The organism is Nocardioides aquaticus, from assembly GCF_018459925.1.
Classification (GTDB): domain Bacteria; phylum Actinomycetota; class Actinomycetes; order Propionibacteriales; family Nocardioidaceae; genus Nocardioides; species Nocardioides aquaticus.
In genome coordinates, this window is sequence record NZ_CP075371.1 from 2102533 (window position 1) to 2126200 (window position 23668).

The window sequence follows — 23668 nt, forward strand, 5'->3', positions numbered from 1 at the left end:
TTGGCCCGGGGCCACGCCTGCAGGTGGCGGCGGCACGGTGCGCGACACTGGGTACCCGGCCTGCGGGCCCGTGGGCCGGGACAGCAGACGAAAGGTAGTGCGTTGTCCGTCGACCCCACCCTCCTCGAGGACCTCGAGTGGCGCGGCCTGATCGCCCACTCCACGGATCGCGAGGCGCTCGGCGCCGCGCTGGCCGGGGGCAGCGTCCGGTTCTACGTGGGCTTCGACCCGACCGCGCCCAGCCTGCACATGGGACACCTCGTCCAGATCCTCACGGCCCGACGCCTCCAGCAGGCAGGGCACCGTCCGTACGCGCTGGTCGGCGGGGCGACCGGGATGATCGGTGACCCCAAGGACTCCGGCGAGCGGTCCATGAACTCCGCCGAGACCGTCGCGGAGTGGGTGGGCTCGGTGCGCGGCCAGATCGAGCCGTTCCTGTCCTTCGAGGGCGAGAACGCCGCGACCATGGTGAACAACCTGGACTGGACCTCGGCGCTGTCGGTGGTCGACTTCCTGCGCGACGTCGGCAAGCACTTCCCCGTGAACCGCATGCTGGCGCGGGACGTCGTGCGCACCCGCCTCGAGAGCGGCATCAGCTACACCGAGTTCAGCTACGTCCTCCTGCAGTCGCTGGACTTCCTGGAGCTGCACCGCCAGCACGGCGTCACCCTGCAGTTCGGCGGGTCCGACCAGTGGGGCAACCTCACCGCCGGTGTCGAGCTCATCCGTCGGACGGAACGGGCCCAGGTGCACGCCGTGGCGACCCCGTTGATGACCCGGGCGGACGGCACGAAGTACGGCAAGACCGAGGGTGGCGCGCTGTGGCTCGACCCGGCGCTGCTGTCGCCCTACGCCTTCCACCAGTTCTGGCTGAACGTGGAGGACGAGAAGGTCGGCGAGCTGCTCCGGGTCTTCACCTTCCTGCCCCGCGCCGACATCGAGGCGCTCGAGGCGCGCCACGCCGAGGCGCCCCACCGGAGGGAGGGACAGCGCACCCTGGCCGACGAGGTCACCGCGACCGTGCACGGCGCCCGTGCGGTGGAGCAGGCGAAGGCGGCCGCGGCGGCGCTGTTCGGGTCCGGCGACCTCACCGACCTCGAGGAGCCGACCCTGGCCGCGGCGCTGCGGGGAGCCGGGGTGGTGACCGTCGCGGGAGCGGCGCCATCCGTGGCCGACCTGCTGGTGCAGGCCGGCCTCGTGAAGAGCAAGGGGGAGGCGCGCCGCACGATCAACGAGGGCGGCGCCTACCTCAACAACGTGCGGGTCGACGACGCGGACGCCGTGCCCGGAGCCGACGACCTGCTGGCGGGACGCTGGATGGTGCTGCGGCGGGGCAAGAAGCGTTTCGCCGGCGTGGAGGTCGGGGTCGACGCATGAGTGAGGACGCGCGCTGGCTCGCGGGCCTGGGGGAGCAGGCTCGGGCACGGCTGCCCCGCGAGGTCTACGACTACGTCGCGCAAGGCGCCCGGGAGGGCGTCACCGCGGGGGAGGCGGCCTGGGCGTGGCACGGCCACCGGTTGCACCCGCACGTCCTCCGCGACGTCACCGACGTCGACCTGTCGGTGCCGGTGCTCGACGGTCGGGCCGGAGTGCCGTGGGGCATCGCCCCGACGACGTTGCAGGGTGCGGTGCATCCCGACGGCGAGCTGGCCGTCGCCCGGGCGACGGCCGAGGTCGACGGCCTGATGGTGCTGACCAGCAACGCCGGGGTGACGGTCGAGGAGGTGGCCGCCACCGGTGTGCGGTGGTGGTTGCAGGCCTACCTGCCCTCGGACCGCACCCTGGCGATCCCGCTGCTGCGACGGGCGGTAGCCGCGGGGGCGGGCGCGGTGGTGCTGACCGTGGACACCCCGGTGGTGGCCACCAAGTACGCCGCGGAGCGCGCCGCGGTCGAGCGCCGGCACCCCGACCTGGTCGGGACGAACCTGGAGCTGGCCGCGCCGAACGCGGAGAAGGCACTGGACCTCGGACCGCACGACCTCGACTGGCTGAGGGAGCTGACGGGACTGCCGGTGGTGGTCAAGGGGGTCCTGCGCGCCGACGACGCGGTGCGCTGCGTGCAGGCCGGCGCCGCTGCGGTGTGGGTCAGCAACCACGGGGGACGCCAGCTCGACCGCGCGGTGGCGACCGCCGCCGCGCTGCCGGACGTGGTCGCCGCCGTCGGCGGGCGCGCCCAGGTCTACGTCGACGGGGGAGTGCGCAGCGGGATCGACGTCGTCACCGCGCTGGCGCTCGGTGCCGACGCGGTCTTCCTGGGGCGACCGGTGATGTGGGCGCTGGTCGAGGGGGAGCTCGGGGTGGCCCGGATGCACCGCGAGATCGGCGTCCAGACCGTCGAGACACTGCGCCTGGCGGGGTGCTCGTCGGTCTCCGACGCCCGCGGCCTGGCGTCGCCGGCCGGCCTCAGGAGCCTCGCGCAAGCCGCTGACCTGCAATGACGGGCCGTCAGGGCGTCATGTGGCCCGGGTCACCAGACCCCGAGTTGGCATGACGGGCAGACGTCATCTAATGTTTCATCTGTCGCCAGGGAGCGGCGGGAAACAAGATCCGGTCCGGATCGGGTTTCCGGCCCCGAGGTGGCAGTCTCCGCACCAGCAGCACCGGATGCGGCCAGGACGTTAGTCCAGGTCACCGGAGCGAGCCGCGGGGGCCAACGGTCACGGGACCGAACCAGAGATGGTGAGGCCTGTGTGCGCGTGATGTTTGAGAACTCAACAGTGTGTCTTGTTTAGTCGATGAGAATTAGTTTGTATGCCCTTACTTTTTGTTTGGGTTTGTTTTTTCGGCAATGATTCTGGTCAAAGCAATTTGGTCAGGGTTTGTTTTTTGTCGGGTTTGGCTTTCAATGGAGAGTTTGATCCTGGCTCAGGACGAACGCTGGCGGCGTGCTTAACACATGCAAGTCGAGCGGTAAGGCCCCTTCGGGGGTACACGAGCGGCGAACGGGTGAGTAACACGTGAGTAATCTGCCCTCCACTTTGGGATAAGCCTCGGAAACGGGGTCTAATACCGGATATGAGCTTCCTACGCATGTGGGTTGCTGGAAAGTTTTTCGGTGGGGGATGTGCTCGCGGCCTATCAGCTTGTTGGTGGGGTAATGGCCTACCAAGGCTTCGACGGGTAGCCGGCCTGAGAGGGTGACCGGCCACACTGGGACTGAGACACGGCCCAGACTCCTACGGGAGGCAGCAGTGGGGAATATTGGACAATGGGCGGAAGCCTGATCCAGCAACGCCGCGTGAGGGATGACGGCCTTCGGGTTGTAAACCTCTTTCACCTCCGACGAAGCGAAAGTGACGGTAGGGGGAGAAGAAGCACCGGCCAACTACGTGCCAGCAGCCGCGGTAATACGTAGGGTGCGAGCGTTGTCCGGAATTATTGGGCGTAAAGGGCTCGTAGGCGGTTTGTCGCGTCGGGAGTGAAAACACCGGGCTTAACTCGGTGCTGGCTTCCGATACGGGCAGACTAGAGGTATTCAGGGGAGAACGGAATTCCTGGTGTAGCGGTGAAATGCGCAGATATCAGGAGGAACACCGGTGGCGAAGGCGGTTCTCTGGGAATTACCTGACGCTGAGGAGCGAAAGTGTGGGGAGCGAACAGGATTAGATACCCTGGTAGTCCACACCGTAAACGTTGGGCGCTAGGTGTGGGACCCGTCCACGGGTTCCGTGCCGCAGCTAACGCATTAAGCGCCCCGCCTGGGGAGTACGGCCGCAAGGCTAAAACTCAAAGGAATTGACGGGGGCCCGCACAAGCGGCGGAGCATGCGGATTAATTCGATGCAACGCGAAGAACCTTACCTGGGTTTGACATACGCCGGAAACACCTAGAGATAGGTGCCCTTTTAGTCGGTGTACAGGTGGTGCATGGCTGTCGTCAGCTCGTGTCGTGAGATGTTGGGTTAAGTCCCGCAACGAGCGCAACCCTTATCCTATGTTGCCAGCAAGCCCTTCGGGGTGTTGGGGACTCATGGGAGACTGCCGGGGTCAACTCGGAGGAAGGTGGGGATGACGTCAAGTCATCATGCCCCTTATGTCCAGGGCTTCACGCATGCTACAATGGCCGGTACAAAGGGCTGCGATGCTGTAAGGCGGAGCGAATCCCAAAAAGCCGGTCTCAGTTCGGATTGGGGTCTGCAACTCGACCCCATGAAGTCGGAGTCGCTAGTAATCGCAGATCAGCAACGCTGCGGTGAATACGTTCCCGGGCCTTGTACACACCGCCCGTCACGTCACGAAAGTCGGCAACACCCGAAGCCGGTGGCCCAACCCTTGTGGGGGGAGCCGTCGAAGGTGGGGCTGGCGATTGGGACGAAGTCGTAACAAGGTAGCCGTACCGGAAGGTGCGGCTGGATCACCTCCTTTCTAAGGAGCACGCACGGTGGGCCGGCGAGTGTTCGGCCCCGATGTTGCTCACTAGTGGATCTCATCGATGTTCTCCCGCACTGTGGTGTGGGGGTGGATTCAAGACACGCTGTTGGGGTTCTGAGGCATCACGCCTCTGACCCGGAGCTGCTGGTCGGCTCCTCCTTGGTGGAGGGGTGCGGGCTGGTTGCCTTCATGGTGTTTGATTATTGGATAGTGGACGCGAGCATCAAAGCCGCACAGGTCGCCTCACGTTGGTGAGGGGCTAGTTTTGTGTGTGGTTGTGATGTTTTCATATTGTAGTGTTAATTTGTGTCTTTGTTGTTTTTGTTGAGTGTTTGTGTTGGCAAGCTGCAAAGGGCACATGGTGGATGCCTTGGCATCGAGAGCCGATGAAGGACGTTGGAGCCTGCGATAAGCCCTGGGGAGCTGGCAACCGAGCTGTGATCCGGGGGTGTCCGAATGGGGAAACCTGGCTGGAATCATGTCCAGTCACCTGCACCTGAATGTATAGGGTGTGTGGAGGGAACGCGGGGAAGTGAAACATCTCAGTACCCGTAGGAAGAGAAAACAAGAGTGATTCCGAGAGTAGTGGCGAGCGAAATCGGATCAGGCCAAACCGTGCGCGTGTGATACCTGGCAGGGGTTGCGTGTACGGGGTTGTGGGATAGATCTTCGCATTGACTGCCATCGTGCGGCGGAGTAAGAAAACACGTTGCTAAACCTGAGTCTGTTGGAAAGCAGCGCCGTAGAGGGTGAGAGCCCCGTTGGTGTACGTACGTGTCTCCGTTGGTCTACTCCCAAGTAGTACGGAACCCCTGAAATTCTGTACGAATCTGGCGGGACCACCCGTTAAGCCTAAATACTTCTCGATGACCGATAGCGGACAAGTACCGTGAGGGAAAGGTGAAAAGTACCCCTGGCGGGGAGTGAAATAGTACCTGAAACCATGTGCCTACAATCCGTCAGAGCCTGGGACACGCTTGCGTGTCGGTGGGTGATGGCGTGCCTTTTGAAGAATGAGCCTGCGAGTTAGCGTTGTGTGGCGAGGTTAACCCGTGTGGGGAAGCCGTAGCGAAAGCGAGTCCTAATAGGGCGGTTGAGTCGCACGATCTAGACCCGAAGCGAAGTGATCTATCCATGGGCAGGTTGAAGCGCGGGTAAGACCGCGTGGAGGACCGAACCCACTTAGGTTGAAAACTGAGGGGATGACCTGTGGATAGGGGTGAAAGGCCAATCAAACTTCGTGATAGCTGGTTCTCCCCGAAATGCATTTAGGTGCAGCGTTGCGTGTTTCTTGCCGGAGGTAGAGCACTGGATAGCCGATGGGCCCGACCAGGTTACTGACGTTAGCCAAACTCCGAATGCCGGTAAGTGAGAGCGCAGCAGTGAGACTGCGGGCGATAAGGTTCGTAGTCGAGAGGGAAACAGCCCAGACCATCAGCTAAGGCCCCTAAGCGGTGACTAAGTGGAAAAGGATGTGGAGTCGCACTGACAACCAGGAGGTTGGCTTGGAAGCAGCCACCCTTGAAAGAGTGCGTAATAGCTCACTGGTCAAGTGATTCCGCGCCGACAATGTAGCGGGGCTCAAGTCATCCGCCGAAGCTATGGCATTCACATGGACTTTGATGTCCGATCTAGCGCACCCTTGGGTGTGTTCAGGTGTGTGGATGGGTAGGGGAGCGTCGTGTCGCGAGTGAAGCGCCGGAGTGATCCAGGTGTGGATGCGACACGAGTGAGAATGCAGGCATGAGTAGCGAATCACGGGTGAGAAACCCGTGCGCCGATTGATCAAGGGTTCCAGGGTCAAGCTAATCTGCCCTGGGTAAGTCGGGACCTAAGGCGAGGCCGACAGGCGTAGTCGATGGACAACGGGTTGATATTCCCGTACCGGCAAAGTAGCGCCCATGACGAGCCCGGTGATGCTAAGTGCCCGAAGCCGCGTGACTGTCCACCTTCGGGTGGATGGCGTGATGGTGGAGCGCACGAACCGATCCGGTAGTAGTCAAGCGATGGGGTGACGCAGGAAGGTAGCCCAACCGTGGCGATGGTTGTCCACGGGTAAGCCCGTAGGGTGTGTTCCAGGGAAATCCGGGACGCTGACTTCGATGTCGTGCCTGAGAGGTGATGCCGAGGCCGGTTGGCTGAAGTGGGTGATCCTATGCTGTCGAGAAAAACCTCTAGCGAGCTACGCGCCGCCCGTACCCCAAACCGACTCAGGTGATCAGGTAGAGAATACCAAGGCGATCGAGCGAACCATGGTTAAGGAACTCGGCAAAATGCCCCCGTAACTTCGGGAGAAGGGGGGCCCGGATCGTGTACCCACTTGCTGGGGAAGCGTGAAGGGCCGCAGAGACCAGGCCCAAGCGACTGTTTACTAAAAACACAGGTCCGTGCGAAGTTGTAAGACGATGTATACGGACTGACTCCTGCCCGGTGCTGGAAGGTTAAGGGGACGGGTTAGCCCACTTGTGGGTGAAGCTCAGAACTTAAGCCCCAGTAAACGGCGGTGGTAACTATAACCATCCTAAGGTAGCGAAATTCCTTGTCGGGTAAGTTCCGACCTGCACGAATGGAGTAACGACTTGGGCGCTGTCTCGACCATGGACTCGGCGAAATTGCACTACGAGTAAAGATGCTCGTTACGCGCGGCAGGACGGAAAGACCCCGGGACCTTTACTATAGTTTGGTATTGGTGTTTGGTTCGGCTTGTGTAGGATAGGTGGGAGACTGTGAAGTCCACACGCCAGTGTGGGTGGAGTCAACGTTGAAATACCACTCTGGTCGTACTAGATGTCTAACTTAGGTCCATGATCTGGATCAGGGACAGTGCCTGATGGGTAGTTTAACTGGGGCGGTTGCCTCCTAAAGAGTAACGGAGGCGCTCAAAGGTTCCCTCAGCCTGGTTGGCAATCAGGTGGCGAGTGTAAGTGCACAAGGGAGCTTGACTGTGAGACAGACATGTCGAGCAGGGACGAAAGTCGGAACTAGTGATCCGGCACCACCATGTGGATGGGGTGTCGCTCAACGGATAAAAGGTACCCCGGGGATAACAGGCTGATCTTCCCCAAGAGTCCATATCGACGGGATGGTTTGGCACCTCGATGTCGGCTCGTCGCATCCTGGGGCTGGAGTAGGTCCCAAGGGTTGGGCTGTTCGCCCATTAAAGCGGCACGCGAGCTGGGTTTAGAACGTCGTGAGACAGTTCGGTCCCTATCCGCCGCGCGCGTAGGAAACTTGAGAAAGGCTGTCCCTAGTACGAGAGGACCGGGATGGACGAACCTCTGGTGTGCCAGTTGTACCGCCAGGTGCAGGGCTGGTTGGCTACGTTCGGAAGTGATAACCGCTGAATGCATCTAAGCGGGAAGCACGTTTCAAGATGAGGTTTCCCACCCGTTATGGGGTAAGGCCCCCCACAGACCATGGGGTTGATAGGCCGGAGGTGTACAGCAGTGATGCCTAGCCGACCGGTACTAATAGGCCGAGGGCTTGTCTTCACAAACCCTCAACCATGACAACAACGACTACGCGTATATGAGAGACCCACGCTGGTAGTGGCCACCCGAACGGTGACCACCCCCAACAACCTGGGTCCTTGCGTCCACACAATCCACCCCCCGACACCACCACCAGGTGCAACACCACTGGCGGACACCGTGTCCCGGAGGGGTCATAGAGTTACGGCGGCCATAGCGAGAGGGAAACACCCGGTCCCATCCCGAACCCGGAAGTTAAGCCTCTCAGCGCCGATGGTACTGCAACCGCGAGGCTGTGGGAGACTAGGACGCCGCCGGACAACTTTTGATAAGCCCCAGGGGTCATGCACTCGTGCATGGCCCCTGGTGGCATTTCAGCCCCTTTTCCTGCACAGGCCGGCTGTTGCGTCCGGCCCTCCACCGGCCGGCTGTCGCGGCGCCCACCGGCTGGCCTCCCCCGTCATCCTGATGTCGAGGAGGTGGTGCGGATGGAGCAGGACGGGACCGAGCTCCTCAACGAGGTACGCCTCGTGGGTCGGGTGTCCGCAGAACCGGAACGTCGCGAGATGCCCAGCGGTGACGAGCTGTGGACGCTGCGGGTCGTCGTACCGCGTCCCGAGGTCGCCGGCGCCCGTCGCCAGGTCGATGCCCTGGAGTGCGTCGCCTGGGCGGCCCGCCCGCGCCGCAGCGTCGGCGGATGGCACGAGGGCGACCTCGTCGAGGTGGAGGGGCGGCTCCGACGCCGCTTCTACACCGCAGCCGGCGCGCGGGCGTCGCGGGTCGAGGTCGAGGTGCTGCGTGGTCGCGTCATCCGTCGCGCCAGGACCGGAAGAGCACCCCGAGCGGTGGCTTCGGCTGGAACGACGTCGCCTTGACCGGCAGCACCCGGCCCGAGGTGGCGGAAGCGGTGACCTCCGACATCGACGGTGGCGGGAGCACCAGGGCGACGGCGCTGGTGTCGCGACGTACCTGCCGCAGCGCGGCGCCGATCCGGTGGTGGTACTCGTAGCCGGCCGGCCCCACCACGGGGTCGAGCGCGGCGTGCAGCTGCTCCACGACGGTGGCCTCGGGGTGGTGGGGCACGACCACCCGGACCCGCCGGCGCGCGTCGGCGACGACGACCTCGTCGTGGGCCAGGCGCAGCGGCGCCTCCGGTGGTGCCGGCGACCCCACCGAACGGCTGCGTCGGGTGCGGTAGCCCGCCGTCGCGAGGACGTCGAGCACGTGCTCGGCGCCCAGGCCGGGGACGACCCGGTGCAGCGCGTGGAGCACGGGGGACTGGTCGACGGTGTCCACCAGCATCACCAGGGTCCGGCCGTCGCCGTTGCGGGGGTCAGGCGAGGTGCCGGAGCCGGCGCGGGCGCGCTCGAGCGCGAGGTGGGCCGCCCAGCGGTGGTGGCCGTCGGCGAGCAGGAAGCGGCGCGGCGCCACCGCCGCGGTGGTGGCCGCCACCACGTCCGGGTCGCAGACGTGCCACACCCGGTGCTCGTGGTGGCGGGCGTCCTCCCCGGCGACGAGGGGTGCGCCCTCGACCACTCCCCGCACGAGCGGGTCGAGGGGGTCGGCGGGCGGGATCCCGAGTCCGTGGCCAGGACCGGGGAGCGGGAGGAGCAGGATCGGTGCGGGGTCGAGGCCCAGGTCGGCCATCCGTGCGGCGAGCCGGTCGACGCGGTCCGGCTCGACCGCCTCGTGCGGGATCACCGCGGCATCCCCCCGGTCGGCGTCGGTCAGCGACCCCAGGCCGAGGTCGAGCAGGCCCACGAGGCCACGCACGCGCCGCCCGCCGATGCGGTACTCGTGGACGTAGAGGCCGGGCGCGTCGTCGAGGACCACGCCGGAGCCGTCGACCAGCCGGCCCGACACCGACTTGTCGGCCTGCCCCGGGGCGCCCGCCACCCGCGCCAGGTCGAGCCGGCGGGCCCGGAAGGGGGAGAGGACCAGGGGGCCCCGCAACGCGGGGTCGAGCGTTCCTGCCCGACCCCGACCTTCCCCGTGCTGCATCACGGCATCGTAGGGTTCCCAGCGCCCGTACCCGACCACCACTCGCAGGAGCGCCCGTGCTCGGCAGCAGCAACGCCCCGCTCTCCGCCGCCTACGACCTGGCGATGCTCGACCTCGACGGCGTGGTCTACGTCGGCGGGGACGCCGTCCCGGGGGCGCCGGAGCACCTGGCCCGCGCCCGCGAGGCCGGCATGCGGTGCGCCTACGTCACCAACAACGCCTCGCGACCGCCGGGTGCCGTGGTCAGCCACCTGCGTGCACTCGGCATCCAGCTGGACGACGCCGACGTCGTGACCTCGGCCCAGGCGGCAGCCTCGGTCCTGCGCGCCCAGCACGGCGTCGGCGCCGTGGTCCTCGTGCTCGGCGGCGAGGGGCTCTGGCAGGCCGTGGAGGCCGAGGGCCTGGAGGGGCGCGAGGTCGACACGGTCCAGGACGGCGCCTCCCCGGGCGACGCGGGTGGTCCGGTCGCCCTGGTGACCGGCTACGGCCCCGAGGTGCTGTGGCGCCAGGTGATGCGCGCGGCCGTCCTGATCCGCGACGGCCTGCCGTGGGTGGCCAGCAACACCGACATGAGCATCCCCACCTCGTACGGGACCGCACCGGGCCACGGGGTGCTGGTCGACACGCTGCGGCGCTTCGCCGAGGTCGAGCCGACCGTGGCCGGCAAGCCCGCCCGGCCGCTGCTCGACGAGACCGTCGCGCGGGTGGGTGGCGAGCGGCCGCTGATGGTGGGCGACCGGCTCGACACCGACATCGAGGGCGGCACCGCCGTCGGCGTCGACACGCTGCTCGTCCTCACCGGGGTCACCGGGCTCGGCGAGCTCGTCACCGCCCCGGCCGAGCAGCGGCCGACGTACGTCTCGGCCGACCTCGGCGGCCTGCACGTCGCCCACCAGGAGCCCGAGGCCCCGCGCGACGGCGACGACACGTGGCAGCACGCCGGCTGGGCGGCCCGGACGACCGACGGTCGGCTCGTGGTCGAGGGCGACGGCACCGTCGACGCGTGGTGGCAGCTCGTCGCCGCGGCAGCCTGGGCCCACCTCGACGCCACCGGGGAGCCCGTGGCCACCGACGCGCTCCAGGAGCCGTGAGCGCGGTACGCCCGCCGCTAGGCTGAGACCATGACCCAGCAGGAGGCGACCAGCCCCGCACCGGCCCCACCGGCCCCGCCGACCACCGGCGTCGCCGGCGTCGACGCGGTGCTCGGCGACCTGGCGACGGCCTTCGACCTCCCCGTCGCCGAGCAGTCGGCGGCGGTCGAGCAGGCCCACGACCGGCTGCGCCGGGCTCTCGACGAGCCCGACCCGGCCGGCTGAACGGCACCCGGTGCCCCCACGGCGCCTGCGCCTCGACGCCGAGCTGGTCCGGCGTGGCCTCGCCCGCAGCCGCGAGCACGCCGCCACCCTGGTGGCCGACGGGCGGGTGAAGGTCGGCGGCATGGTCGCCCGCAAGCCCGCGACCGGGGTGAGCACCGACGTGGCGCTCGTGGTGTCGGTCGACGACGACCGTCCCGACTACGTCTCCCGCGGCGGGCACAAGCTGGCCGGCGCCCTGGACGACCTCGCCGCCCACGGGCTGCGGGCCGCCGGCCGGCGGGTGCTCGACGCCGGCGCCTCGACGGGAGGCTTCACCGACGTCCTCCTGCGCGCCGGCGCCGCGGAGGTGGTGGCCGTGGACGTGGGCTACGGGCAGCTGGCCTGGCGCCTGCAGCAGGACGATCGGGTCCGCGTGCACGACCGCACCAACGTGCGCGACGTGACCCCCGCGCTGGTGGGTGGTCCGGTCGACCTCGTCGTCGGCGACCTCTCCTTCATCTCGCTGCGGCTGCTGCTCGAGGCCCTGGTCGGCGTCACCGAGCCGGACGGCGACCTCCTGCTCATGGTCAAGCCGCAGTTCGAGGTCGGCAAGGACCGCGTCGGCAAGGGCGGCGTGGTCCGGGACCCGGACCTGCGCGCCGAGACCGTCGTCGCGGTCTGCGCGGCCGCCGCACGCCTCGGCCGCGGCGTGGTCGGCCTGACCACCAGCAAGCTGCCCGGCCCGTCGGGCAACGTGGAGTTCTTCGTGTGGCTGCGCCAGGGGCCGCCCCTGCTCGACGACGAGACGCTGGCCGCGGCCGTCGCCGCCCAGCAGACCCGGGTCGGAACCGCCGGCCCGGCCCTGCCCGACGCGGCGCCCCCCGGGGCGTCGGGACCGGGTGAGAGAGTGGAGGAGTGAGCCAGACCGAGGACAGCCCGCCCGCCGCACGCCGGGTGCTGCTGCTCGCGCACACCGGCAGGGAGGCCGCCCGGGAGGTCGCCCTCGAGGCGCTGGAGGCCCTGACCGCCCAGGGCATCGTGGTCCGCCTGCTCGACGACGAGGCCGCCGACCTCGGTGTCGACGCGTCCCGGCCCGGCGTCGAGCTGACCACCTCCGCCGACGACGCCAGCCGCGACTGCGAGCTCACCCTGGTCGTCGGCGGGGACGGCACGATCCTGCGCGCGGCCGAGATCACCCGCGCCAGCGGCACCCCGATCCTCGGCATCAACCTCGGCCACGTCGGGTTCCTCGCCGAGGCCGAGCACGACGACGTGGCCTCGACCATCGCCGCGATCGTGGCGCGCGCCTACACCACCGAGGACCGGATGACCCTCGACGTGCGCGTGCTGCGCGGTGGCGAGGAGGTCGCCCGCACCTTCGCGGTCAACGAGGCGTCGGTGGAGAAGGCCTCGCGGCAGCGGATGCTCGAGGTGGTGGTCGAGATCGACGGCCGCCCGCTGTCGCGGTGGGGCTGCGACGGCGTCGTGTGCGCCACGCCGACCGGGTCCACCGCCTACAACTTCAGCGCCGGGGGCCGGTGGTGTGGCCGTCGGTCGAGGCGCTGCTGATGGTGCCGATCAGCGCCCACGCCCTGTTCGCCCGGCCGCTGGTCGCCGCTCCCGACTCGTTGCTGGCCGTCGAGGTGCTGGACCGGGCCGAGGGCGCCGGCGTGCTGTGGTGCGACGGCCGGCGTGCCGTCGACCTGCCGCCCGGCGCCCGGATCGAGGTCCGCCGTGGTGCGTCGCCCCTCCGTCTGGTGCGCCTGACCGACTCCCCGTTCACCGACCGCCTGGTGGCCAAGTTCGGGCTGCCCGTCGCCGGCTGGCGAGGCGCTGCGGAGCGTCGGTCACGCCACCTCGAGACCGTGCCGACGGGGGAGGGCCCGTGATCGAGGAGATCCGGATCAGCTCCCTCGGAGTCATCGACTCCTCCAGCCTGGAGCTGGGCCCGGGCCTGACCGTCGTCACCGGCGAGACCGGCGCCGGCAAGACGATGGTGGTGACCGCGCTCGGCCTGCTGCTCGGCGGCCGCGCCGACAGCGGGTCCGTACGCTCCGGCGCGCGGCAGGCCCGGGTCGAGGGCGTCGTGGCCGTGGGCTCCCTGCCCGGCTTCGCCGCCGCGGTCGACGCCGCCGGTGGCGAGGTCGAGGACGACCGGGTCGTGCTGGCCCGCAACGTCGCCGCCGAGGGCCGCTCCCGGGCGTACGTCGGCGGGGCCAGCGTCCCGGTCGCCACGCTGACCGGGCTCGCCCAGCCGCTGGTGGCCGTGCACGGCCAGTCCGACCAGCACCGGCTGCTGCAGCCCCGGACCCAGCGCGAGGCGCTCGACCGGTTCGGCGGGCCGCCCGTCCAGGACCTGGTCGCCGAGCACGGCGCGGGCTGGTCCCGGCTGCAGCAGGTCGAGCGGGAGCTCGAGGAGACCGTCGCCTCGGCCCGGGAGCGGGCCCGCGAGGCCGACCTCCTGCGCTTCGGGCTCGCCGAGGTCGAGGCCGTCGCGCCCGAGCCCGGGGAGGACGTCTCCCTGGCCGCCGAGGAGTCCCGGCTGGGCAACAGCGACACCCTGCTGACGGCCGCCGAGCAGGCCCGCGAGGCGCTGTCCAGCGAGAACGGCGGCCCCGACGCGATGGCCGCGGTCGCCGCCGGCCGGGGCGCCCTCGAGCAGGTGCGCGTCCACGACCGCGAGGCCGCTGACCTCGCCGACCGGCTGGCCGAGGTCGGCTACCTGCTCTCCGACGTGGCCGCCGACGTGGCCTCTTACGCCAGCCGCGTCGACGTCGACCCGTCCCGGCTCGCCGCCGTCTCGGAGCGGCGCGCCGCGCTCACCGCGCTGACCCGCAAGTACGGCGAGACCGTCGAGGAGGTCCTGGCCTGGGCCGAGCAGGCCTCGGTCCGGCTGCTCGACCTCGACGGGACCGACGAGCGCATCGACGCCCTGCGCGACGAGCGCGACGCCCTGCGCGACGAGCTGGGCGACGTGGCCGGACGCCTCTCGGCCGCCCGGTCGGCCGCGGCCCTGCGGCTGGGCACCACCGTCACCACCGAGCTCGGCGGCCTCGCGATGCCGCACGCCCGCCTCGAGGTCGCCGTGCGGCGCACCCCGACCGGCGCCGACGACCCCGCCGGGCTCCCTGTCGACGGCGAGCACCTCCACGCGGGCGCCCACGGCGTCGACGACGTCGAGCTGCTGCTCGCCGCCAACACCGGCAGCGAGCCGCGTCCGTTGCACAAGGGCGCCTCGGGCGGTGAGCTGTCCCGCGTGATGCTCGCCGTGGAGGTCGCCCTGGCCGGCACCAGCCCGGTGCCCACCTTCGTCTTCGACGAGGTCGACGCCGGCGTCGGCGGGACCGCCGCGGTCGAGATCGGACGGCGCCTGGCGGCGCTGGCGCGCACCTCCCAGGTCGTCGTCGTCACCCACCTGCCGCAGGTGGCGGCCTACGCCGACCGGCACGTCGTGGTGCGCAAGTCCTCCGACGGCACGGTCACCAGCTCCGGGCTGACCCTGCTCGACGAGACCGGCCGCGAGCGCGAGCTCTCCCGCATGCTGGCCGGCCTGACGGAGTCCGACACCGGGCTCGCCCACGCCCGCGAGCTGCTCGAGGTCGCGCAGCCCGCACGAGCCCTGCAACCCTGAGCATCCCGGCTGGGATAGGATCGAGTCCCGTGAAGGTGCAGGGAGTGGAACCGACCAAGCACGTGTTCGTGACCGGGGGTGTCGCCTCGTCCCTCGGGAAGGGGCTGACGGCCTCCAGCCTCGGCCGTCTCCTGCGATCGCGGGGGCTGCGGGTGACGATGCAGAAGCTCGACCCGTACCTCAACGTGGACCCCGGGACGATGAACCCGTTCCAGCACGGCGAGGTGTTCGTGACCAACGACGGGGCCGAGACCGACCTCGACATCGGCCACTACGAGCGGTTCCTCGACACCGACCTCGGGCAGATCGCCAACGTCACGACCGGCCAGGTCTACTCGAGCGTGATCGCCAAGGAGCGCCGCGGCGACTACCTCGGCGACACCGTCCAGGTGATCCCGCACATCACCAACGAGATCAAGGACCGGATCCTGGCGATGGGCGGGCACGCCCCCGCCGGCCAGGAGCCCGACGAGCCGGTCGACGTCGTGATCACCGAGGTCGGCGGCACGGTCGGCGACATCGAGTCGCTGCCGTTCCTCGAGGCGGCCCGCCAGGTCCGCCACGACATCGGCCGGGCCAACTGCTTCTTCCTCCACGTCTCCCTGGTGCCCTACATCGGTCCGTCGAAGGAGCTGAAGACCAAGCCCACGCAGCACTCCGTCGCCGCGCTGCGCCAGGTCGGCATCCAGCCCGACGCCGTCGTCTGCCGCGCCGACCGTGAGCTGCCGGACTCGATCAAGCGCAAGATCTCGCTGATGTGCGACGTCGACGAGGACGCCGTGGTCACCGCCGCCGACGCCCCCTCGATCTACGACATCCCCAAGGTGCTGCACCGCGAGGGCCTCGACGCCTACGTCGTGCGCCGCCTCGACCTGCCGTTCCGCGACGTCGACTGGACCCTGTGGGACGACCTGCTGCGCCGGGTGCACCACCCGCGCGAGGAGATCACGATCGCGCTGGTCGGCAAGTACGTCGACCTGCCCGACGCCTACCTGTCGGTGGCCGAGGCGCTGCGCGCGGGCGGCTTCGCCCACGAGGCCAAGGTCAACCTGGAGTGGGTGCCCTCCGACGAGTGCGACACCCCGGCCGGTGCGGCGCGCCGCCTCCAGGACGTCGACGCGATCTGCGTGCCCGGCGGGTTCGGCATCCGCGGGATCGAGGGGAAGCTCGGCGCGCTGACCTACGCCCGCACCCACGGGATCCCCACGCTCGGGCTGTGCCTGGGCCTGCAGTGCCTGGTGATCGAGTACTCCCGCAGCGTGCTGGGCCTGGAGAAGGCCGGGTCGACCGAGTTCGACCCCGGCACCCCGGAGCCGGTCATCGCCACGATGGAGGAGCAGAAGTCCTTCGTCGAGGGCGAGGGCGACCTCGGCGGCACGATGCGTCTGGGTCTCTACCCGGCCGACCTGCTGGCCGGCTCGGTCGTGCGGGAGGCATACGGCGCCGCCCGCGTGGAGGAGCGCCACCGTCACCGCTACGAGGTGAACAACGCCTACCGCGACCAGCTCCAGGACGCCGGCCTGGTCTTCTCGGGCGTGAACCCCGACCTCGACCTGGTGGAGTTCGTCGAGCTGCCCCGCGACGTGCACCCGTACTACGTCGCCACCCAGGCCCACCCCGAGCTCCGCTCGCGTCCGACCCGTCCGCACCCGCTGTTCGTGGGCCTGGTCGGCGCCGCCATCGAGCGCCAGCGCGAGCTGCGCCTGGAGATCGACGACCGCGGGCTGCGCCGCGAGCCGGAGCCGGAGGAGGCGTGAGCGAGCACCCGCCGCTGGCCGACAGCCCGGAGTCCTGGCCGGTCGACTCCACCCGTGACCTGCACCGCGACCACTGGGTGATGTCGCTGCGCGAGGACCGGATCCGCCGACCCGCGCACCCCGAGGACGAGCCGTTCCGGCGGCTGGTCCTCGAGCACCCCGGCGCGGTGATCGTGCTCGCGGTCGACGACCAGGACCGGGTGCGGTGCCTGTGGCAGTACCGCCACGCCGCGCACCGGCTCTTCGTCGAGCTGCCGGCCGGGCTGATGGACGAGGGCGACGAGACCCCCGAGCAGGTCGCCCGGCGCGAGCTGCGCGAGGAGACCGGCCTCGAGGCCACCGGCTGGACGCACCTGACGACCACGTGGTCGTCCCCGGGGATCTCGGAGGAGGTCATGCACCACTTCCTGGCCACGGGCCTCACCGACGTGGGGCGCGGCGACTTCGAGCCGGCCCACGAGGAGGCCGAGATGGTCGCCGGGTGGGTGCCGTTCGCCGACCTGGTCGAGGCCGTCCTGGACGGCCGGGTCGGGGACGGCCCGCTGGTCGTCGCGGTGCTGGCGGCCCATGCCCGTGGGCTCGTCGGAGGGCCCCGCTAGGGTCGTCGCGCCCCCGGTCCACAGCGTGGTGGACCCGGACCCGTGAAGGAGAGAGCACGATGAAGGTCGGCGTCCCGAAGGAAGTCAAGAACCACGAGTACCGCGTGGCCATCACGCCGATCGGCGTGCACGAGCTCGTCGCGCACGGCCACGACGTGCAGGTCCAGCAGGGCGCGGGGGAGGGGTCCTCGATCCCCGACGCCGAGTACGTCGCCGCCGGCGCCACGATCGTGCCCGACGCCGACGAGGTCTGGGGCGCCGCCGACCTGCTGCTCAAGGTCAAGGAGCCGGTCGCCGAGGAGTACCACCGCCTGCGCGAGGGCCTCACGCTCTTCACCTACCTGCACCTCGCCGCCGACCGCCCGCTGACCGAGGAGCTCATGTCCAGCCGGGTGACCGCGCTGGCCTACGAGACCGTCCAGCTGCCGTCGGGCTCCCTGCCGCTGCTCTACCCGATGTCGGAGGTCGCCGGCTGCCTGGCGCCGCAGGTCGGCGCCCACGCGCTGCTCAAGGCACAAGGCGGGCGCGGCGTGCTGATGGGAGGCGTCGGCGGGGTCGCCAACGCCAAGGTCGTCGTGATCGGTGCCGGTGTGTCCGGCCAGAACGCCGCCAACATCGCGCTCGGCATGGGCGCCGACGTCACCCTGCTCGACACCGACCTCGACAAGCTGCGGATGTCGTTCTGGCGCTACGACAACCGGGTCCAGGGCCTGGCCTCCTCCCGGCTCACCGTGGCCCAGCAGGTCATGGACGCCGACCTGGTGATCGGCGCCGTGCTGATCCCGGGCGCCAAGGCCCCCACGCTGGTCAGCAACGACCTGGTGGCGCAGATGAAGCCCGGCTCGGTGCTGGTCGACATCGCCGTCGACCAGGGCGGGTGCTTCGAGGACACCCGACCGACCACCCACGACGACCCCACCTTCACGGTGCACGGCTCGACGTTCTACTGCGTAGCCAACATGCCCGGTGCGGTGCCCAGCACCTCGACCTACGCCCTGACCAACGCCACGCTGCCCTACACCGTGGCGCTGGCCAACAAGGGCTGGGCCGACGCCTCGCGCACCGACCGCAGCCTGGCCCTGGGCCTCAACACCCACGCCGGCGCGCTCACCAACGGACCCGTCGGCGAGGCGTGGGACATCCTCGCCGTCTCGCTCGACGAGGTCCTGGCCTGAGCGAGCGGTGAGCGCCGTCGCCACCGACCCGGGGACCGGGACCGATCCCGGTCCCGGTCCCGGGCCCGGTCGGGCCGCGGTGGCCGTGCGCACCTACCTCGACCACCTCGGCGTCGAGAAGGGCTTGGCGGCCAACACCCTGAGCTCCTACCGCCGCGACCTGCGCCGCTACCTGGCCCACCTGGACGCCGTCGGGGTCCACGACCTCGACGCCGTCTCGGAGGCCACCGTCACCGAGTTCCTGGCCCGCTTGCGCGAGGGTGACGCCGAGCACCCGCCGCTCGCGGCGGCCTCGGCCGCCCGCACGGTCGTCGCCGTCCGCGGGTTCCACCGCTTCGCCCTGGCCGACGGGCTGGCCTCGCACGACCCGGCGGCGGCCGTACGACCCCCGGCGCCGGGCAAGCGGCTGCCCAAGGCGCTGCCGCTGTCCGACGTGGAGGCGATCGTGGAGGCCGCCGGCGCCCCGGGCACCCCGCTGGCGCTGCGTGACCGCGCCCTGCTCGAGCTGCTCTACGGCACCGGGGCCCGGATCTCCGAGGCGGTCGGCCTCGACGTCGACGACGTGCAGGAGGTGGTCGACCTCCCGCCCGGTGAGGGGGCGCTGCTGCTGCGCGGCAAGGGCGGCAAGGAGCGGCTGGTGCCCGTCGGGTCGTACGCCCGCGAGGCCCTGGCGGCCTACCTCGTGCGCGGGCGGCCGGCGCTCGTGGAGCGGGCCGGGCCGGCGCTGTTCCTCAACGCCCGGGGCGGGAGGCTCTCGCGGCAGTCGGCCTGGGCGGCGCTGGTGAAGGCCGCCGAGCGGGCCGGGGTCACCCGGGAGGTCTCCCCGCACACCCTCCGGCACTCCTTCGCCACCCACCTGCTCGACGGCGGCGCCGACGTCCGGGTCGTCCAGGAGCTGCTCGGTCACGCCTCGGTGACCACCACCCAGGTCTACACGCTGGTCACCGTCGACAACCTGCGCGAGGTCTTCGCCACCGCGCACCCCCGGGCCCGCGGATGAGCGCCGACGCCGACGAGGTCCTCGAGCAGGTCGTCACCTGGGCCGCCGGACGCGGGCTGGAGCTCTACCCGCACCAGGAGGAGGCCGTGATCGAGCTGCTCTCGGGCAGCAACGTGGTGCTGGCCACGCCGACCGGCTCGGGCAAGTCCCTGGTGGCCGTCGGGGCGCTGATGGCCGCGATGGCCGACGACCGGGTCGGGTTCTACACCGCCCCGATCAAGGCGCTGGTCAGCGAGAAGTTCTTCGAGCTGTGCGAGGTCTTCGGCGCCGACGACGTCGGGCTGCTGACCGGCGACGCCGCGGTCAACCCCGACGCCCCCATCATCTGCTGCACCGCCGAGGTGCTGGCCAACATCGCGCTGCGGGAGGGTGCCTCCGCCGACGTCGGCCTCGTGGTGATGGACGAGTTCCACTTCTACTCCGAGCCCGAGCGGGGGTGGGCCTGGCAGGTGCCGCTGATCGAGCTGCCGCAGGCCCAGGTGCTGCTGATGTCGGCCACGCTCGGCGACGTCACCGACCTGGCCGCCGACCTCGAGCGGCGCAGCGGACGCCCGACCGCGGTCGTCGACGACGCCGAGCGGCCGGTGCCGCTGACCTTCAGCTGGGCCACCACGCACGTCCCCGAGACGCTGGAGGAGCTGGTCGAGACCCACCAGACCCCCGTCTACGTCGTCCACTTCACCCAGGCGGCCGCCGTCGAGCACGCCAGCAACCTGCTCAACGCCTCCTGGCTCACCGCGCGCAGCGACGAGGCCAAGGCGCAGGCCGCCACCCGGGCCGAGCGGCTGGCCGGGTTCCGCTTCGGTGCCGGGTTCGGCAAGACCCTGTCCAAGCTGCTGCGCCGCGGGGTCGGGGTGCACCACGCGGGGATGCTGCCGCGCTACCGCCGGCTGGTGGAGCAGCTGGCCCAGGCCGGCCTCCTCGCCGTCATCTGCGGCACCGACACGCTCGGCGTCGGCATCAACGTGCCGATCCGTACCGTGATGTTCACCGGCCTGGCGAAGTACGACGGTCGCCGCCAGCGGGTGCTGCGCACCCGGGAGTTCCTGCAGATCGCCGGGCGGGCCGGACGGGCCGGCTTCGACACCGCCGGCTCCGTGGTCGTCCAGGCGCCCGAGCACGTCATCGACAACGAGAAGGCCAAGGCCAAGGCCGACGCCAAGAACGCCGCGATGAGCGAGGAGAAGCAGGCCAAGCGCAAGAGCAAGGCCCAGCTGCGCAAGCCCCCCGAGGGCGCCGTGGTGTGGTCGGAGCAGACCTTCGAGAAGCTCGTCGCCGGGGTGCCGGAGAAGCTCGTCTCGCGGATGAAGGTCGACAACGCGATGCTGGTCAACGTCCTGTCCCGCGAGGAGGACGCGTTCGTCGTGCTGAGGCGGCTGCTCACCGACAACCACGAGGACCGCCGCAGCCAGCTGCGGCTGTGCCGCCGGGCGCTGCGGCTGGCCCGCAGCCTGGTGGCCTCCGGCGTGCTGACCCGCCTCGACGAGGTCGACGAGCACGGGCGGCGCTACGTGATGACCGTCGACCTGCCGCTCGACTTCGCCCTCAACCAGCCGCTGGCCCACTTCGCGCTCGAGGCGATCGCGATGCTCGACCCCGACGCGGAGCACCACGCCCTCGACGTGGTGTCGGTGGCCGAGGCCGTGCTCGAGGTCCCGCGCCAGATCCTCTTCGCCCAGCAGAACCGCGCCAAGGGCGAGGCCCTGGCGGAGATGAAGGCCGACGGCCTGGAGTACGACGAGCGGATGGCGCTGCTCGACGAGGTCAGCTGGCCCCAGCCGCTGCGCGAGGGGCTGGAGGCGGCCTACGAGCTGTACCGCGGCGCGCACCCCTGGCTGCCGGAGGACGCACTGTCACCGGCGTCGGTGGTGCGCGAGATGTGGGAGCAGGGGATGAGCTTCACCGACGTCGTCTCGCGCTACCAGCTGGCGCGCTCCGAGGGGCTGGTGCTGCGCTACCTCACCGACGCCTACCGGTTCCTGCGCCAGACCGTGCCCGAGGCGGCGCGCAGCCCCGAGCTCGAGGACCTCGAGGCGTGGCTGGGCGAGACCGTGCGTCAGACCGACTCCTCGCTGCTCGACGAGTGGGAGGCGATGACCGACCCCGACGCGGTCGCGCGGACGGTCACCGACACCTCCGGGGCCCGCCCGCCGCGCCCGCTCTCGGAGCAGGGACGCGTCTTCGAGGTGATGGTCCGCAACGCCATGTGGCGCCGGGTCGAGCTGGTCGCCCGCGACGACCTGGACGGGCTGATGACCCTGGAGCGGGCGGCGGCCGACCGGCTGGACCCCGCGCGCGCGGTCGTGATGACGCGCAGCCGGTGGGACGAGGCGATCGAGTCCTACTTCGCCGAGCACGACGAGGTGCGGACCGACGGAGATGCCCGCGGGCCCGACCTCCTCCGGGTCACGGAGGAGGTCGGGACGCCCGCAGGCGCCGACGAGGACGTGGAGGCCCGTCTGTGGCGGGTGACCCAGACGATCCACGACCCCGCCGACCACCACGACTGGGTCGTGGAGGCTGTGGCGGACCTGGACGCCGGCGACGAGGTGGGCGAGCTGGTGCTCGCCACCACCTCGATGCGCCGGCTGTAACCGGGCCTCAGGCCGAGCGGGACTCCCCCAGGAACGGGTAGTCGGTGTAGCCCTCCGCGCCGCCGCCGTAGAAGGTGTCGCCGTTCGGCTCGTTGAGCTCGGCGCCCTGCTTCCAGCGCTCGGCCAGGTCGGGGTTGGCGATGTACTCGCGACCCACGGCGACCAGGTCGCCGAGGCCCTCGTCGAGCACGGACTCGACGTCGGCGAGCTGGGTGACGTCGGCGAAGCCCGAGTTCAGGATGGTCGGCCCGCCGAAGCGCTTGCGCAGGTCGGTCACCAGCTGGCTGCGCGGGTCGGCCAGGATGCTGAGGTAGGCCAGGCCGAGGTCGGCGATGCCCTCCACGAGCGAGGTGTAGGTGGCCTCGACGTCGGACGGGTCCTCCTCCAGGCAGCCCTGGATGTTGTGGGCGGGGGAGATCCGGATGCCGACCTTGTCGGCGCCGATGGCCTCGGCGACCGCGCGGGTGACCTCGACGGTGAGGCGGGCGCGGGCCTCGGGGGAGCCGCCGTACCCGTCGGTGCGGGTGTTGCTGCTCGGGGCGAGGAACTGGTGCAGCAGGTAGCCGTTGGCCGAGTGCACCTCGACGCCGTCCAGGCCGGCCTCGACGGCGCAGCGCGCGGCGTGCACGAACTCCTCGACGATGCCGGGGATCTCGTCGGTCTCCAGGGCGCGCGGCTCCACGTGGGGGACCCGGCCCTCGGCGGTGACCATCTCGCCCGGCGCGGTGAGCGCGCTCGGGGCGACGGTCTCGAGGCCCTGCTTGTTGTCCGGGTGCGCGATGCGGCCGACGTGCATCAGCTGCACGACGATCTTCCCGCCGCCGTCGTGGACGGCCTGGCCGACCTTGCGCCAGCCCTCGACCTGCTCGGGGGAGTGGATGCCGGGGGTGTTCAGGTAGCCCTGGCCGGTGGCGCTGGGCTGGGTGCCCTCGCTGATGATCAGCCCGGCCCCGGCCCGCTGGCCGTAGTAGGTCACCGCCAGGTCGGTGGGCGCCATGCCCTCGCCGGCGCGGTTGCGGGTCAGCGGCGCCATCACGAAGCGCTGCGGGAGGGTCCAGGACCCTACGGAGATGGGCTCGAACGCACGGGACACGAGGTGTCCTTTCGTCGGGGAGATGGGTAAAAGTACGACGACCTCAGCGCTCACCCCCGTCGTCTGATTCCCGCCCGTAGGGTGAGGAACATGACGCAGCAGCCCACCGACGGCGCCGGACAGCCCACCACCGAGGCCTTCGAGGTGCGCCACGCACCCGAGGAGAACCGCTACGAGGTGTGGGCCGCCGGCGAGCGGGCCGGCTTCGCCGCCTACGTGCTCGACGGGGACCGGATCACCTTCACCCACACCGAGGTCGCCGACCGCTTCGAGGGCCAGGGCGTCGGCTCCGTGCTGGTCCGCGGCGCGCTCGACGACGTCCGTCGCGGCGCCCGGCTGCGCGTGGTCGCGGAGTGCCCGTTCGTCGCGTCGTGGCTCGAGCGGCACCCCGACCAGCAGGACGTCCTCGCCGACTGACCGTGGACTGACCGCCGAGTGCCCGAGCGGCGGGCGCCGGGCAGGGAAGTCCCCGGTCGGCCGGGGACTTCCGAACATGTCGGCCTTTGCACAGGCCGACATGTTCGAAACTCGCCCGTCGAGTCCGGGCGTTTGAACCACACCCGCACCACAGGCACCACGCGTCACACGGTCGCCGCCCGCGCTTCCCTCATGTCGCCGACACGCGGCGCGCCTGCGCAATGTCGCCGTGTCGACAAACGATGCTGTCGGGGTACGGCCCACGT

The 23668-nt window shown here is 70.0% G+C and carries 15 protein-coding genes, 3 rRNA genes and 1 pseudogene; 17 read left to right on the forward strand and 2 right to left on the reverse strand.

From position 1 onward, the window contains the following. Positions 1-102 precede the first annotated feature (102 nt). The 6 genes from tyrS (at position 103) to ENKNEFLB_RS10195 (ending at position 8715) form a co-directional block, all read left to right on the forward strand. A complete protein-coding gene (gene tyrS / locus ENKNEFLB_RS10170) occupies positions 103-1377 on the forward strand; it encodes a tyrosine--tRNA ligase (RefSeq protein WP_246535952.1) in 1275 nt (424 codons plus the stop codon). Next, positions 1374-2438 carry an alpha-hydroxy acid oxidase gene (locus ENKNEFLB_RS10175; RefSeq protein WP_214059077.1) on the forward strand — a complete coding sequence of 355 codons (1065 nt, stop codon included), beginning with the start codon at positions 1374-1376 and terminating at the stop codon, positions 2436-2438. The genes tyrS and ENKNEFLB_RS10175 overlap by 4 nt, the downstream gene beginning before the upstream one ends. 404 nt (positions 2439-2842) lie before the next feature. Beyond that, positions 2843-4364: ribosomal RNA gene (locus tag ENKNEFLB_RS10180) — 16S ribosomal RNA — on the forward strand. 344 nt (positions 4365-4708) lie between these two features. Next, a 23S ribosomal RNA gene (locus ENKNEFLB_RS10185) occupies positions 4709-7861 on the forward strand. Positions 7862-8043: 182 nt separating this feature from the next. Then, positions 8044-8160 (forward strand): 5S ribosomal RNA (gene rrf, locus ENKNEFLB_RS10190). Together the 16S, 23S and 5S rRNA genes form the textbook arrangement of a ribosomal RNA operon. Before the next feature lie 168 nt (positions 8161-8328). Continuing rightward, positions 8329-8715, forward strand: a complete 387-nt coding sequence (locus tag ENKNEFLB_RS10195; protein WP_214059078.1) for a single-stranded DNA-binding protein — start codon at positions 8329-8331, stop codon at positions 8713-8715. On the opposite strand, the gene ENKNEFLB_RS10200 is transcribed toward ENKNEFLB_RS10195, so the two are convergent. Then, entirely contained in the window at positions 8648-9841 is a 1194-nt protein-coding gene (locus ENKNEFLB_RS10200) for a DUF1015 family protein (RefSeq protein WP_214059079.1), read from the reverse strand. The genes ENKNEFLB_RS10195 and ENKNEFLB_RS10200 overlap by 68 nt on opposite strands. A gap of 56 nt (positions 9842-9897) precedes the next feature. Between ENKNEFLB_RS10200 and ENKNEFLB_RS10205 the strand changes: the two genes are divergently transcribed. The 10 genes and pseudogenes from ENKNEFLB_RS10205 to ENKNEFLB_RS10250 all read left to right on the forward strand — a co-directional run bounded on the left by ENKNEFLB_RS10205 (position 9898) and on the right by ENKNEFLB_RS10250 (position 21892). Continuing rightward, entirely contained in the window at positions 9898-10932 is a 1035-nt protein-coding gene (locus tag ENKNEFLB_RS10205) for an HAD-IIA family hydrolase (protein ID WP_246535953.1), read from the forward strand. Between the two features lie 30 nt (positions 10933-10962). Continuing rightward, positions 10963-11157 carry a hypothetical protein gene (locus tag ENKNEFLB_RS10210; RefSeq protein ID WP_214059080.1) on the forward strand — a complete coding sequence of 65 codons (195 nt, stop codon included), beginning with the start codon at positions 10963-10965 and terminating at the stop codon, positions 11155-11157. A 10-nt stretch (positions 11158-11167) separates the two neighbouring features. Further along, on the forward strand, positions 11168-12055 hold the full coding sequence (locus ENKNEFLB_RS10215; protein ID WP_214059081.1) for a TlyA family RNA methyltransferase: 888 nt from the start codon (positions 11168-11170) through the stop codon (positions 12053-12055). Positions 12056-12174: 119 nt separating this feature from the next. Beyond that, positions 12175-13025, forward strand: a pseudogene (locus ENKNEFLB_RS10220) (NAD kinase). After that, entirely contained in the window at positions 13022-14767 is a 1746-nt protein-coding gene (gene recN, locus ENKNEFLB_RS10225) for a DNA repair protein RecN (protein ID WP_214059082.1), read from the forward strand. Before ENKNEFLB_RS10220 ends, recN begins: the two are co-directional and overlap by 4 nt. A gap of 35 nt (positions 14768-14802) precedes the next feature. Further along, the gene (locus ENKNEFLB_RS10230; protein WP_246536002.1) at positions 14803-16524 is read left to right on the forward strand and encodes a CTP synthase; all 1722 of its coding nucleotides are present in this window, start codon (positions 14803-14805) and stop codon (positions 16522-16524) included. Further along, complete coding sequence (locus ENKNEFLB_RS10235; protein ID WP_246535954.1) at positions 16521-17123, forward strand: NUDIX domain-containing protein; 603 nt, start codon at positions 16521-16523, stop codon at positions 17121-17123. The genes ENKNEFLB_RS10230 and ENKNEFLB_RS10235 overlap by 4 nt, the downstream gene beginning before the upstream one ends. Positions 17124-17182: 59 nt before the next feature. Next, the gene (ald, locus tag ENKNEFLB_RS10240) at positions 17183-18298 is read left to right on the forward strand and encodes an alanine dehydrogenase (RefSeq protein ID WP_214059083.1); all 1116 of its coding nucleotides are present in this window, start codon (positions 17183-17185) and stop codon (positions 18296-18298) included. Positions 18299-18383: 85 nt separating this feature from the next. Beyond that, on the forward strand, positions 18384-19298 hold the full coding sequence (locus ENKNEFLB_RS10245) for a site-specific tyrosine recombinase XerD (protein ID WP_214059417.1): 915 nt from the start codon (positions 18384-18386) through the stop codon (positions 19296-19298). Then, entirely contained in the window at positions 19295-21892 is a 2598-nt protein-coding gene (locus tag ENKNEFLB_RS10250) for a DEAD/DEAH box helicase (protein WP_214059084.1), read from the forward strand. Before ENKNEFLB_RS10245 ends, ENKNEFLB_RS10250 begins: the two co-directional genes overlap by 4 nt. Before the next feature lie 7 nt (positions 21893-21899). On the opposite strand, the gene ENKNEFLB_RS10255 is transcribed toward ENKNEFLB_RS10250, so the two are convergent. Beyond that, positions 21900-22985 carry an alkene reductase gene (locus ENKNEFLB_RS10255; RefSeq protein ID WP_214059085.1) on the reverse strand — a complete coding sequence of 362 codons (1086 nt, stop codon included), beginning with the start codon at positions 22983-22985 and terminating at the stop codon, positions 21900-21902. A gap of 90 nt (positions 22986-23075) precedes the next feature. Between ENKNEFLB_RS10255 and ENKNEFLB_RS10260 the strand changes: the two genes are divergently transcribed. Beyond that, entirely contained in the window at positions 23076-23402 is a 327-nt protein-coding gene (locus ENKNEFLB_RS10260; protein WP_214059086.1) for a GNAT family N-acetyltransferase, read from the forward strand. Positions 23403-23668: the final 266 nt, after the last annotated feature.